Source organism: Shewanella violacea DSS12 (assembly GCF_000091325.1).
GTDB lineage: Bacteria > Pseudomonadota > Gammaproteobacteria > Enterobacterales > Shewanellaceae > Shewanella > Shewanella violacea.
In genome coordinates this window covers 4,115,339-4,128,110 of sequence record NC_014012.1, presented here as the reverse complement: position 1 = coordinate 4,128,110, position 12,772 = coordinate 4,115,339, and the positions used below count along the sequence as shown (strand labels likewise).

At 44.3% G+C, this 12,772-nt stretch carries 12 protein-coding genes and 1 pseudogene; 8 read left to right on the top strand and 5 right to left on the bottom strand.

Features of this window, described 5'->3' with window-relative positions; all coding sequences use genetic code 11:
- Positions 1-26: 26 nt before the first annotated feature.
- On the top strand, positions 27-551 hold the full coding sequence (locus tag SVI_RS17205) for a DUF3087 domain-containing protein (protein WP_013052911.1): 525 nt from the start codon (positions 27-29) through the stop codon (positions 549-551).
- Positions 552-758: 207 nt separating this feature from the next.
- Positions 759-1,574 carry a substrate-binding periplasmic protein gene (locus tag SVI_RS17200; RefSeq protein ID WP_013052910.1) on the top strand — a complete coding sequence of 272 codons (816 nt, stop codon included), beginning with the start codon at positions 759-761 and terminating at the stop codon, positions 1,572-1,574.
- A gap of 125 nt (positions 1,575-1,699) precedes the next feature.
- On the opposite strand, the gene SVI_RS17195 is transcribed toward SVI_RS17200, so the two are convergent.
- The 3 genes from SVI_RS17195 to SVI_RS17185 all read right to left on the bottom strand — a co-directional run bounded on the left by SVI_RS17195 (position 1,700) and on the right by SVI_RS17185 (position 3,937).
- A complete protein-coding gene (locus SVI_RS17195; protein WP_013052909.1) occupies positions 1,700-1,969 on the bottom strand; it encodes a ribbon-helix-helix domain-containing protein in 270 nt (89 codons plus the stop codon).
- A 141-nt stretch (positions 1,970-2,110) separates the two neighbouring features.
- Positions 2,111-2,398: a putative quinol monooxygenase gene (locus SVI_RS17190; RefSeq protein WP_041420063.1), complete on the bottom strand. Its 288-nt coding sequence runs from the start codon at positions 2,396-2,398 to the stop codon at positions 2,111-2,113.
- 615 nt (positions 2,399-3,013) lie between these two features.
- The gene (locus SVI_RS17185) at positions 3,014-3,937 is read right to left on the bottom strand and encodes a LysR family transcriptional regulator (protein ID WP_041420448.1); all 924 of its coding nucleotides are present in this window, start codon (positions 3,935-3,937) and stop codon (positions 3,014-3,016) included.
- Between the two features lie 193 nt (positions 3,938-4,130).
- On the opposite strand from SVI_RS17185, the gene SVI_RS17180 reads away from it, so the two are divergent.
- From SVI_RS17180 to SVI_RS17160, 5 genes and pseudogenes are all read left to right on the top strand, one after another.
- Positions 4,131-5,588: an NAD-dependent succinate-semialdehyde dehydrogenase gene (locus SVI_RS17180; RefSeq protein WP_013052906.1), complete on the top strand. Its 1,458-nt coding sequence runs from the start codon at positions 4,131-4,133 to the stop codon at positions 5,586-5,588.
- Positions 5,589-5,867: 279 nt separating this feature from the next.
- Positions 5,868-6,656 carry a prolipoprotein diacylglyceryl transferase gene (gene lgt / locus SVI_RS17175; RefSeq protein WP_013052905.1) on the top strand — a complete coding sequence of 263 codons (789 nt, stop codon included), beginning with the start codon at positions 5,868-5,870 and terminating at the stop codon, positions 6,654-6,656.
- A 369-nt stretch (positions 6,657-7,025) separates the two neighbouring features.
- Positions 7,026-8,231: a potassium/proton antiporter gene (locus tag SVI_RS17170; RefSeq protein WP_013052904.1), complete on the top strand. Its 1,206-nt coding sequence runs from the start codon at positions 7,026-7,028 to the stop codon at positions 8,229-8,231.
- 225 nt (positions 8,232-8,456) lie between these two features.
- Complete coding sequence (locus SVI_RS17165; protein WP_013052903.1) at positions 8,457-8,954, top strand: hypothetical protein; 498 nt, start codon at positions 8,457-8,459, stop codon at positions 8,952-8,954.
- 261 nt (positions 8,955-9,215) lie between these two features.
- A pseudogene (locus SVI_RS17160) lies at positions 9,216-9,830 on the top strand (tryptophan--tRNA ligase); the annotation flags it as partial.
- Positions 9,831-9,873: 43 nt separating this feature from the next.
- On the opposite strand, the gene SVI_RS17155 reads toward SVI_RS17160, so the two are convergent.
- Together SVI_RS17155 and SVI_RS17150 are read right to left on the bottom strand one after the other, a co-directional pair.
- On the bottom strand, positions 9,874-10,878 hold the full coding sequence (locus SVI_RS17155; protein WP_231847746.1) for a WD40 repeat domain-containing protein: 1,005 nt from the start codon (positions 10,876-10,878) through the stop codon (positions 9,874-9,876).
- A 104-nt stretch (positions 10,879-10,982) separates the two neighbouring features.
- Positions 10,983-11,684 (bottom strand): oxidative stress defense protein, encoded by a 702-nt coding sequence (locus SVI_RS17150; protein WP_013052900.1) that lies wholly within the window; start codon positions 11,682-11,684, stop codon positions 10,983-10,985.
- Positions 11,685-11,996: 312 nt separating this feature from the next.
- Here SVI_RS17150 and SVI_RS17145 point away from each other — a divergent pair, with 312 nt between their 5' ends.
- The gene (locus SVI_RS17145) at positions 11,997-12,704 is read left to right on the top strand and encodes a hypothetical protein (protein ID WP_013052899.1); all 708 of its coding nucleotides are present in this window, start codon (positions 11,997-11,999) and stop codon (positions 12,702-12,704) included.
- Positions 12,705-12,772: the final 68 nt, after the last annotated feature.

The following is a 12,772-nucleotide window of genomic DNA, read 5'->3' as shown; positions in this document are numbered from 1 at the left end:
AAGCTTGAAAAACAAAGGGTCAAATAATGAAGTTACAAGAGATAGATAAAGTTGTATATCGTAGGCGCCTGAATGTGGTGACTATTGCGCTGGTTGCTGGCCTGCTCTTGTTATCCTTGGCTTTCGGGTCTGGACTCATAGCCTTGTTCGGTGAGGTTAATGATGTGAGCGGTGAGGCGACGGGGAATTTTCATCTTAATCTATTCGGCGTTGTCATGGCTGCCATACTATCTGTTGTGGTGCTTATGCAAGTCAAAGACAAGCCCTATATGACAGAAGTCTATTACGTCTGGCGGCTCAAGGCGGTGCATAACCGTATTTATCGTCGGTTAAAGAAGATCAAGGCCGCTGCTGCCACTCATGATATCGATGCCTTGGCCATATTGAGTTTCTATTATCAGGGGCAGAAGCTGGTTTATCAGCTCGATAACAACACGCTTACCTTAAGTAAGTTAGAGAAAGACATCAGTGACCTGCAAGCCGTTATTAATGAGCACCATCTGACGGTGTCGGCTGAAGATTTTAATGTCGAATTGCTCAGTAAGTTTTAAATAGGCAAAGTATCTCAGATATCCATTGGTGGCAGCATGCTAAGTTCTCGCAGAGATAGCATGGGTCACCACTGGTCTTTTTATTGGTTTAGTTATTGGTCTAGTGACAGGGTAGATTCGTGGTGACAGTCCAGTAATAGAAGGATTTGGTCTAAACTTGTAGTTACCATCTATACACCTCACCGCTTATCGCGACTAAGGTGAATCATGAAGAAAGCCATCATGGGCATCACCATGGTAATCATACTGCTTGTGGGCAATCTTTTCCCCCTACAAGTGACAGCCGATCATGCGCTCAACATTGCTATCGTCGAATACCCTCCCTATGAATTTACCCGCGACACACCAGAAGGTGGAATTGAGTTCGATGGCATATCGGTAAAATTGGTCGAAGAGGTCTTTAGACGCATCGAACAGCCAATATCCCTACAGGTTCTCCCTTGGTCCAGAGCGCTTAAATTATTGAAAGAGGGCAAGATTGACGGATTATTCGAGGTGCTTATTAGGCCTGAACGACTCGTCTATGCCGATTATAGTCGGCAAGTACTGATGGAAGAGGTGGTGATGCTATTTGTGGCTGAAGATTCGGATATAGAGTTCGATGGCGATCTGGCTACACTTGGTGATTATCATTTTGGTATGAGGAAAGACTTTAGTTATGGGACTGTTTTCGATAATGCGGTGGAGACCAAGCTGCTTAAAAGGGTGAGTGTCGATGTTACATCCTCGACCTTGTTGCTAAAGCTGTGTACTGGAGGCATAGATATTCTTATCGCCGAGAAGGACACCATTTTTTATGTCGATAAAGAAATTAAAGCGCTACAGACTAGTTCGTTAAAACGTTGTAAGAAGATAAAACGATTAGTAAAAGAAGTGCAATCGACACCGACCTATATGGCCTTTTCTAAGAAGAGTCATCTTAGCTATGTTAGGGATCAGTTCGATGTAATATTACTGCAGATGAAGCAGGATGGCAGTTATCAGCAGATCATAGGAGAATGGAAACAGTCTAATATAAAATAGTCTATTAGCTAATGATTGTATTGGCCAAGGGTGGCTTATCACTGAGAATGGCGCTGATTGATACGAGTTTTAGCGACTAGGTATGGACTTGATGACTTTAAGGTGAACCTGCTAAGGAGTTATAGTTAACCATTCTCCTTAGACAAGATATGCTGTACACAGGCCGATCTAAGTAATGAAGTGAAGTTCTTTACGTCCCCGTGATGGTTTAGGGCTTCTATGTATAGGCTCGCGATAAATTGGTTTCTTTTCACACCTTGGCTCTCAGCAATCTGATCTAATAGATCCCAAAACAACTTTTCTAATGAGATGCTGGTCACATGCCCCTGGATTCGAATGGATTTCTGAATAGGCAAGTAATGGCTGGTAGGGTTATCGAAATACAGATTATCCATGACTTTTATTCGCACACTCCATGTTATTTAATTTGTTGAATTCTAAGGTATTATATATCTTCACTGTCTTTATTACCATTCAGGGTAGCGTACAAACTTTCTAATTTACCTAGTAATTACAACTCATTATTTCTTATTCGGTTATGCGTGTCGGGATAAGATGATAATTTCAGGCTCTTGAGCTATGAGTTCAGGCATCTCTTTTTTTAGACGTTTGAAGTGTCCGGTATTTTGATGCTTTTCAAATGCTGCATGGTCGACAAAGCTCTTGATGAAGATGAAATGTCCCTGTTTTTCATTTTCTTGATGAAGTTCATATTTGACACAGCCCAGTTCATTTCGAGTCGGTTGAACTAAACTCTTGAGGAGCTCAAGTAGTGCTTTTTCTTTGCCACTCTGTGCCTTAAAACGTGTTAACACATTGATCATATTTGTGCCCGTAGTCAAGATTTACTGCCGATAATGAAAGGGTGGGCTAATGTAAGTGACTTGGTTAATGAAAGGGTAGCAAAGGGGTACTACATTTAAGTTAATTAGACTAAGTAACTTCTTTCTTTACAGCTCTTTGAGTCAGATCACTTTGTTAGTGAACAAAATTTAAAGCTATGGCTAATCAGGGTGAAAATATATTGACCAGAGTGTTTTTCGAACAGAAAATGATACTCATAAGATTAATAGCATCTTCCTATCTACTTGCGCGTCACCTAATATGACCAATGTACACTAAGGTCAGAGCTGCAAAATGATGACTAGCTAAAATAAAGAAGCCTATTTTAATTAAGGTTAGGTTGCTCTTTATTTGCAGTAAAAGCTGATTATCATTGATTCCTATTGAGTAAAAACTTCATTGAATATTTTTTTGAGTAACTCAATTTTACTGGTTTCACCTGGTTTGTTTTTAGACACCATGGAGAGGTTATATTAATAACTGGCACTTTTTATGGTGAATAATCTTGAGTCGTTGTGACTCGATAACCTATCGAGGATATATGATTTTAAGCCTGATGTTCATTGATTGCTATTGAGTAAAAACTTCATTGATTCCTATTGAGTAAATACTTCGTTGAATATTGTTTTTAGCAACTCAATTTTACTGGTTTCACGTGGATTATGTTTAGACACCATAGAGAGATTAAATTGGTAGCTAGTACTATCACTATGAATGATTTTTACTTGCTTGGACTCGAGTTCCTGTTGAATGTAACTCAGGGGGAGGTAGCCTATGTAGCAGCCGGAGAGGATTAAGGTTTTACGGGTATCAAACTGGTAAGCCTTGGCACATAGGTTGAGTCGTTTTAATTGCTCCCTTGCCTCAGAATCTATATCTATGCCAGGATGAATCGCCGGGGTCTGAGCTAGCATCTGGTTACTTATCTCATCATCTTCAAGCTGGAAAAATGGATGAGAATGGCTACAGCATAAATAGATGGGTTCGCTATATATGGTTTGGTAATCCAGTCCTTCGACCTGCTGGTAGCTAGGGAGTAAGCCTATATGGACTTTCTCTTTAAGCAGGCACTTTTCGATATGCTTGAGGGCTTCATTGTCGAGCACCAGATGCAGTTGCGGCTGAGCTTTATGTATCTTCTTCACTACCTCTGCCAGTTTTAGCTGCATATGCGAGTCTAATTGTTCGGCGCACAGTATGATTAATTCCCCACTCAACTCTTCACCTAAGCCATTAACTAGCCTAGAGAAGTCATTAAGCGAGTCGAATAACTCTATGCAGGCATGGTAGACCGTTTGGCCATCTTCTGTCAGGGCGAAACCGCCTCGTCCTCGGCTACATAACTTAAGCTTCATTCGGCTCTCAAGATTAGACATATGCACGCTGATGGTCGAGCGGGTCACACCAAGCTCAGCTTCTGAAGCAGAGAAGCCGCCGTTCTCGACCACAGTGCGAAAAATTCTCAGCAGGCGTAGGTCATATTCGGTGACTGTTTTGGGGAGGATAGAAGACTTGCTTATGGTTTTATTCAAATTTACCTGCTTAACATATGAAAGTTTTATGAGCCTAAAACATAAGGTTTATTGTTTTGTATTTAACCTGAGTTGTTTTTGCTATTCAATAGGAAACATTAACAGGCCTATCGAGTACCCGTTATTTTGCGTGAGGCGCAAACTGGTGCTCTAGGCAAGATGACTGCACACAGGAGTGATAATGCAACAAGTTAACGATTCAGGATTAGTGAAGTTAAGCTCTTATATAGATGGACGCTGGAGTGACAGCTCGGAGCGGTTCGATGTCATTAATCCTGCTAATGACAGGGTAGTGGCTCAGGTATGCAACGCAGGTATAGCCGAGACTGAAGCGGCTGTTGTTGCCGCTAAGAAAGCCTTACCTGCTTGGTCTAAAAAATCGGCCAACGAGCGTGCGGTCATTTTGCGTAGCTGGTTTAACTTGATGATGGAGAGTCAGGATGATCTAAGTCGCATCTTGACCTTAGAGCAAGGTAAGCCCTTAGCCGAAGCTAAAGGGGAGATAGCTTACGGTGCGGCCTTTATCGATTGGTTTGCCGAAGAGGGCAAACGAGTTTATGGTGATATTATTCCTTCGCCTACAGGTGATAAGCGGATTATCGTTATTAAGCAGCCTGTAGGAGTTGTCGCTGCTATCACGCCGTGGAACTTTCCTAATGCCATGATCGCCCGCAAAGCGGCTGCTGCTCTGGCTGCAGGTTGTACCTTCGTGGTGCGGCCTTCACCCTCTACGCCTTTGTCTGCACTGGCTATGGCCGAACTTGCCGAGCGTGCAGGCGTGCCAGCCGGTGTGTTCAACGTGGTTGTCGGCTTAGATTCATCTGGTATGGGCAAGGTGCTGACTCAGCATCCGGATGTGTCTAAATTCAGCTTCACCGGCTCAACAGCGGTTGGCAAAATATTGATGAATCAAACGGCCACAAGCGTAAAGAAGGTGTCGATGGAGCTCGGCGGTAACGCCCCCTTTATCGTATTCGATGACGCCGATATCTATGAGGCAGTCCAAGGCGCACTCATCTCTAAATATCGTAATGCAGGCCAGACCTGTGTCTGTACTAACCGTGTTTTAGTTCAGCGTAGTGTGGTTCAGGAGTTCACCGATAAATTTGCCAGTGCGGTGGCTGAGATTAAGATTGGCAATGGCTTAGCCGCTGGTGTCAACTTAGGCCCAATGATCACATCAGAAGCGGTCGATGGCGTGCATAAGTTAGTGGAAGAAACTGTCGCTGCAGGGGCAAAAATTATTGCCGGAGGCAAGCGCAGCGCTGCGGGTAACAACTTCTATGAGCCGACAATTCTGACTGGGGTCACTAATGATATGCCCTTGGCTAGCAATGAGATTTTTGGCCCAGTAACGCCTATCATCAGCTTCGATACCGAAGAGGAAGCCATTAAAATTGCCAACGATACAGAATATGGCTTAGCAGCCTACTTCTATTCCCGGGATATTGGTCGAGTGTGGCGTGTGGCTGAAGGATTGGAGTTCGGCATGGTGGGTATCAACGAAGGCATCATTGCTAATCCGGCGGCGCCATTTGGTGGTATCAAGCAATCGGGTAATGGCCGTGAAGGTTCTAAGTATGGACTCGATGACTATATGGAAATCAAATATATCTGCATGGGTGGTCTAAATAGCTAAGGCTAAATTGAAGCGAGTCTAGATTTTCTCTACAAGTCTGGCTTTAGCGTTTTAGGCAACTGAGACTGCTTAGGCCAGATGGGGGGAATCTGGGGTAATGTGACATTATTGGATCCCAGAAGTGAAGTCTAAGCTATCTAAGTCTAGTCATAAGCCTTATCTGCTGCAAATAGCTGTGGGCATATTCTAAGAAAACTTGCCAAGTCACTAAGTTCAGCGTAAAACTGCCTCAAAGAAGCTAAATCTCTCTACTTTTTAAAGAAACTGGAAGGCTGAATTTTGGATCATTTTGTTTGGAACATAGACCCCGTATTGATCTCCTTCATGGGGCTAAAAGTGCACTGGTATGGTGCCCTGTTTGCGACGGCTATCGCTTGTGGTTTTCAGGTGATGAAACGCATCTATATCAAGGAAAAGTTGCCTGTCGAGTCGTTAGATAATCTGTTGATGTATTGTGTTATCGGCATCATCATAGGTGCTCGACTGGCGCATTGTATCTTCTACGACCCGGCTTATTATCTCAGTAACCCTCTGAAGATATTTGCTATCTGGGAAGGAGGCCTGGCCAGCCATGGTGGTGGTTTAGGCGCAATTCTTGCGCTCTATTATTACCGCCGTAAGATGGATATGCCTTTCTTATTCCTGCTGGATAGATTGGCTATAGCCACTGCAATCTTTGGCTTTTTCGTGCGCATAGCCAATTTCATGAACTCAGAGATTTTAGGTCTGCCGAGCAATGTACCTTGGGCTATTATCTTCGAGCGTGTCGATATCTTGCCTCGCCATCCGGCTCAGCTATACGAAGCGTTCGCTTATTTGGCTATCTTTATCGGCCTATGGGCAGTGTATAAATACACTGAGATGAAGCAGAAAGAAGGCGCTATTTTCGGTCTGTTCCTAGTATTGGTGTTCAGTGCGCGTTTCGCTATCGAGTTCGTCAAGGTTAAGCAGGCGGCCTATGCCGAGGGAATGACCCTGAGTGCGGGTCAATGGCTGAGTGTGCCATTCCTCATCGTCGGAGTCGTGCTCTTGGTTTTGCCTTACTTGAATAAGAAAGTAAGGGCTTAATTCGAGTCATTTTATCTTAGAATAAAAAGGCGCCACAGACATGAGTCTCTGGCGCCTTTTCTTTAACTTATACCGGTTTATTATTAGGCGATAATCGTATCCAGACGATACATTACAGATCGTTAATCTACAGGTTAACGGCTTAAAAAATGGTGATAAATAGTGTAAAATAGCCGTATCAAAGTCACTGGCCTGTGACAGGCTTTTATCGCTGCTTCTTTGTTCGAATTTTTAATAGAAAATTTAGTTTGTCTATACTCAGATTTTCACTCTTAATCCATTACCCCATAAACGTAAAATAGAATTAGACTGGTATCCCAGTGTCTGAATTCACACTCTTATTTTCTTACTTAGAGGACTCGGATAGATATGTCATACGAAATACTCCTGCTGGGTATCGCCCTGTTGATCGCAATAGGCATTCTATTGCACCATCCCTCGAAAACTTTAGGGATCCCCTCTCTTTTGATTTTCATGGGCGTTGGTCTGGCGCTTGGCAATGGTGAGTTTGATTTCGTTTATGATAATCTGGCGGTGACTTCTATGGTCGGCGCCGTTGCGCTGAATATTATCGTGTTTGTCGGTGGCATTAACACTTCAAATGAGAGTATCAAGTTAGCCTATAGAGAGGGCGGGGTTCTTTCGACGTTCGGGGTCTTGTTCACCACATTGATCTTAGCTGCCCTGTTATATCCGCTGACCGAGTGGAGTCTGGTTATCTGCTTGTTATTGGCCGCAATAGTCTCCTCCACAGATGCTGCCGCCGTGTTCTCAATTTTAGAATCTAAGAAACTTAAGCTAAAAGAGAAGACTGATACTGTGCTCGAATTTGAGTCGGCGACCAATGACCCGGTAGCCCTGATTATGGTAGTCATTCTAACTGGCATCGCCTTGGCGCCGGAGAAGGCGATATCGGGTTGGGAGATAGCTCAGACTCTGCTGATCCAGTTAGGTGCAGGAATCATCATTGCATATTTGGTGGGAAGGCTCGCCGTTTATCTGCTTAACACCATACATTTAGAGGAGTATGGCCTGATCCCTGTATTCGTGTTGGCGAGTTTCATCATAGCGGCCTACGGCAGTGACTTGGCCGGTGGCAACATATTAATCGCCTCCTATGTGGTAGGCGTGGTGATAGGTAACGGCATTAAGCGAGGCAGGGAGGTCAATAAACACTTCTTCAATAGCCTCTCTTGGCTGGCTCAGTCGTTGATGTTTATCATATTGGGATTGCAGATTTTTCCTCAGACCCTGTTTTCAGTGTTCTTCTTGTCGCTTATTCCTGCCGCTTTACTCATGTTTGTGGCCCGGCCCTTGGCGGTGCAACTCTGTTACTTGCCTTTTAGAAAGGCGAGCTGGCGCAAGCGTTTGTTTATTTCATCTATCGGTCTCAAGGGGGCTACTCCCATAGTATTTTCCTTGATCCCTGCCGCCGCAGGCGTCGAAGGAGCGATAGAACTGGTACATGTGGTGTTCTTTATCGTGCTGTTTTCGATACTACTCCAAGGCGGCGCCATAGAGCCATTAGCCAATAAGTTGAAACTGAATAACAAAGCCAACCCTGGAAAGGGATAGCTAAAAGAGAAATAAATAATCTTTAATCTCTGTTTAGCTTGTTCACGTTGAACTAGCTTGATAATCTGCGGTAATGAAAAGCATATCCCTTAGTTACAATCCTCAGTTATCTTGGTGGCGCTCTCTTCTTTAGAGCGGCACATCTCATCATGTTCTTTAGCCGCCGGATGGTAGCTAATTGATCTCAGTCATAGTGTCTCCGGTGGTGTTAATCAGGAGTCAATTATGCAAGTAAAATCAAATTTTAAGCCCAATGTTAAATGTATCGATTCGGTCGAAGTAAACTGTTTGGATAAGCAGGAATCGGTTCAGATCACAAGCGATTTAAGCACGAAGAAAGAGAAGGTCCTTACGGGAGATCGTGCCACGGGTCAGTTACATTTAGGCCACTATGTTGGCTCCTTGCAGCAGAGAGTCAAACTGCAAGATATGTATCATCAGACGATCTTAGTGGCAGATATGCAGGGCTTGACCGATAACGGTCATCAACCGCAGAAAGTCGCATCGAATATTCTTAATGTGGTGGCAGATTACCTCGCGGTTGGTATCGATCCCCTAAAGACCAGGATCTGTCTGCAGTCCGCCATCCCAGCTCTGGCTGAACTTACCATGTATTATTCTAATCTGGTGTCTATCTCCAGATTAGAGCGCAATCCCACGGTGAAAAATGAGATCCAATCTAAGTCATTCGGTCGCAGTATTCCTGCGGGGTTATTATACTAATCCTACTAAATATGTGACCTTTCAGCGGGAGTTCAAAGCGCTGTAGGCAAGGCGGTTGCTTGAAGCTAATAGTTATTCTATATCGAAAGCATCTAACGCAGCATAAAGTGCTTTGAAACCCGCACGGTGTGAACCTCTCAGACATTCCACTTCTGTGTTTCATTGACTTCAAAGGGAATAACCATTTCTGCATCAATGCGCCTTGAATTGAAAAGCCTGAGAGGCTCTGAACTGACCATCTATTTAGTGAGATTGGTATGAACCTATCCTATCAGTCAGGCGGCCGATATCACGGCATTTAATGCCACTCTGGTTCCCGTTGGGGAAGATCAATTACCTATGTTGGAACAAACCAATGAGATAGTCAGAAGGCTGAATCATATCGCAGGCAGCGCCATCTTGACCGAGTGTAAGCCTCTGCTGAGTAAGGTATCACGCTTGCCCAGTACCGATGGTCTCAGCAAAATGTCTAAATCTATGGGCAACACCATAATGCTTAGTGCCAGTGAGCGGGAAATAACTAAGGCGGTTAAGTCCATGTATACCGATCCAGGCCATCTGCGAGTGGAAGATCCCGGTAAGGTGGAAGGCAACGTGGTGTTTACTTATTTAGATGCGTTTCATCCTGATATCGATTATATCCTTAGGCTTAAAGAGCAATACCGCTGTGGTGGGCTAGGGGATGGCAAAACCAAGAAAATATTGGAGGAGTGCCTGCAGGAAACCTTGAAACCTATTCGTGAACGCAGAGCTATGTTTATCGATGATAAGGCGCAGCTGATTGACATATTGAAGCGAGGAACCGAGCAGGCTCAGGATGAGTCGAATCGAGTGCTAATGTCAGTGAAGCAGGCTTTTGGTTTAAATCTGTTTTAAACCGCTCAAATTCAATTAGATTGCTATTTTTATGCGAATGGGATCAATAGTCCCAGCTCTCCAAGGCGCCATCCGAGCTCAGGGTGATTAACTGGCCGCTGGGGTTAATGGCCATGTCGAGCACTGTGGTCCCGGCGGTAAAAGCTGTGATGTTCCAGTGCTTGTTTTCCTTGCCTGAGCTTATATCCCAGCTCATGATTTTCTGTTTTGAGCTCGCTGTGATGAGCGTCTTGCCCCGGTCGACAAATATCGCTTGTCTAAAATAGCGATAGCGATCTAGGAAGGCTAACTGGCCGATACTCTTACCAGAATATGAGTCGACTATGATGTGTTTATCTAAGGCATCGGCGATAAAGAGTCTTCGCTCTGCCTCATCGAAGCTGATGCTGGTGATACGCAGGGGCAAGCTAAAGTCCTTGATCACTTGTCCATTGCTACTGGCCCAAATGAGCGCATGTCCATCATGGGCTGCCGACAATATTCGTTCGTCATATGAGAGAAATTCAACATGACTGATGGGCCCGTCATGGAGTTGAAACATAGATAATTGCTTGCTTTCGAGATCGACGCTAATCACAGAGCCTTCGTTCATACCGAGTAAAACTCGTTTTCCGTTTTGATTCAGAAACAGACTGGAGATACTGGCATCACTATCGAAGCCCTGTGCAAGCCAGGAGAGCTCGAGTCGGCCGCTGTTGAGATCAAATATCGATACTCGATGCTTTCCCGTCACCGCCAGGTACTGACTATTTCCGGAGAGTGATACCAAGTAAGTAGGCTCATCGAAGTCTTCTACCTGCCATTGATGTAACAAAGCTTTTGAGACGTTATCCCATACCGATAACTCACGGGTGCGGCTCAAGGTGACTGCAAGCTTGGCATCGCTGGACAGGTCTGCATCGATGAGATTGTCTGCGATATATCTATGAATTGAGTTTGCTTGCTGTTTGGCTACAGGTTTACTGCAGCCTGTGAGAATAAGACCGAATGCCATCATAGAAACGGTAACGATTATAGAGGCGAGCTTATTTGAGTAGTTATGGGACAAGATCAATCTGGCTCGAATCAATTAAGCGATAACCGATACTAGCATATGCTTAGCTAGTATCGGTTATTGGTCTTTTAACTTACTGTTTAGTGAGTTATTTTTGACTATTTCAATCTATAAATAACTTCGACCTTGTCTCGAATGCTGACCTGGCCCTCTTGATAGCTTTCGGCTACATCATAGCTAGGGCCGGCGTTCATGCGTAGCATCACTGGCTGAACCGGGCGCTGACTTAAGTAACGGATCTCCCAGATCCCTTTAATCTTCTCACCGAAGCCCTCGGCGAGTTTCTTGGCTTTTTGCTGAGCATCCTTAATGGCAGCCAGACGAGCCTTGTCTATGTATTCCTCTTCCTTGCTGGTCTTAAGCACTATGCTATTGATCCGGTTGATGCCCTCTTCGAGCGCCGAGTCTAAGATTTCATTGAGACGGGAAAGATCATCTATGGTGACGACCAGTCTGCGGCTTGCGCTATAACCTGTTAGCTCGGCGGGCTTGTCTTTCTGATAATGATATTGTGGCTGTAAATTCAAGTTGGCACTCTGGATCTTGTCTCTCGAAATACCAGCCTGCTTTAAGCGGGCGATAAACTTGGCCACGGCCTGATCTGAGGTGTCTTTAGCAGCCTTGGCTGTCTTCTCTTTGACGGTCACTTCGACATTGATCTCGGCCATATCGGCAGCAACCTCAAGCTGGCTGCTTCCCATGGTTTCTAAGTGAGGAAAACTCAGCTCAGCGGCTTGGGCGAGGGGAGAGATAAAGATAAGGCTGCTCGATACCAGTGCGGCTAAAAGTGTTTTATTCATGATTCTCTACTCCAGATCTTAAAAGTACAAAGGAAGATACTGTTAAAGATGCAGTTAAAAGTTAAAGGTAAATAGGATTTCTGAAGTTATAAACGCAGAGGAAACAGGAAAGGGTTTTATTTTTTACAGCTAATGCATCTAATTGTGAGTTATCGCCATCATAGATTGCCTGCCTAAGCTTAAGATCTCAAAATATCCACCCCTTGCTGGTGGATTTGTTTGTGGCTGTTTTCTTTGACTATACTATTGCTAACGGTGGCTGTGATTAGCTATGTCTTACCCCAGTGAAACAGCGTGAGCTATGGAGGTAGTATGTATTTTATTAGAAGAAACCTGTTGTTAGGTTTAGCCATTGTCTTATGCTATCTAGCTGTCATTCTCTACAGCGATAAACTTGAAGGTGTATCTTTATCTACTGAGGCCCATGTTTACGGTACCGAGCAGGCCTACGGCAGAGCCGCAGTAGACCATAGAGTGTCCTTGTCTGACATTCGTGACATGGCTCAAGTCAAAACACTAGGACCCCAATCTGGATACACTCAGTTAAAGAATGCAATTAACATCAGCAGTTATAATGAATTTTCCAGCGTGACTAATCCTACTATGGCTGAGGTCGGCAGCAATAAAAAAGGCAGTGGTGTTCAAGCTAATATGCTTAAAAGTAATCTTAGCAAAACCAGTGATAAAGTGATTGCCCGAGCGAGTGTTACCGCTAGACTCGAAGCCTTAAGGGAGTTACACCAGCAGCCTAGTTACAAGGTCAAGATCGAGAAGAGACGAGTGAACAGTGTGCTCAATTTGGCTATCTTTTTTCTGGGGGGCGCCATCATGCTCTTGGTGCTCACAGGGGATAATCACAAGCGTGAATTCGATAAGAAGATGGTATTTCTGTCGGCGTTAATCTTAATCGATTTTGTGTTTATCGGTGGCCAATTTACCATGTTAATGCCCTTGATAGGCTTAGCCGTACTCTATGGCAGGCATTACTTAAGCAATAATTTTACCCCTCATGAGGAATAGGGCTATTTAGAGCAATACTGGTACCGATTGCTAGTCATGATTAGCCTAAATTCATCAAGGGGGGCTCA

Excerpts from the sequence above, each read along its gene's own strand:
- SVI_RS17205 (WP_013052911.1), top strand. The coding sequence starts at position 27 with ATGAAGTTACAAGAGATAGATAAAGTTGTATATCGTAGGCGCCTGAAT.
- SVI_RS17200 (WP_013052910.1), top strand. The coding sequence starts at position 759 with ATGAAGAAAGCCATCATGGGCATCACCATGGTAATCATACTGCTTGTG.
- SVI_RS17195 (WP_013052909.1), bottom strand. The coding sequence starts at position 1,969 with ATGGATAATCTGTATTTCGATAACCCTACCAGCCATTACTTGCCTATT.
- SVI_RS17190 (WP_041420063.1), bottom strand. The coding sequence starts at position 2,398 with ATGATCAATGTGTTAACACGTTTTAAGGCACAGAGTGGCAAAGAAAAA.
- SVI_RS17180 (WP_013052906.1), top strand. The coding sequence starts at position 4,131 with ATGCAACAAGTTAACGATTCAGGATTAGTGAAGTTAAGCTCTTATATA.
- SVI_RS17170 (WP_013052904.1), top strand. The coding sequence starts at position 7,026 with ATGTCATACGAAATACTCCTGCTGGGTATCGCCCTGTTGATCGCAATA.
- SVI_RS17165 (WP_013052903.1), top strand. The coding sequence starts at position 8,457 with ATGCAAGTAAAATCAAATTTTAAGCCCAATGTTAAATGTATCGATTCG.
- SVI_RS17150 (WP_013052900.1), bottom strand. The coding sequence starts at position 11,684 with ATGAATAAAACACTTTTAGCCGCACTGGTATCGAGCAGCCTTATCTTT.
- SVI_RS17145 (WP_013052899.1), top strand. The coding sequence starts at position 11,997 with ATGTATTTTATTAGAAGAAACCTGTTGTTAGGTTTAGCCATTGTCTTA.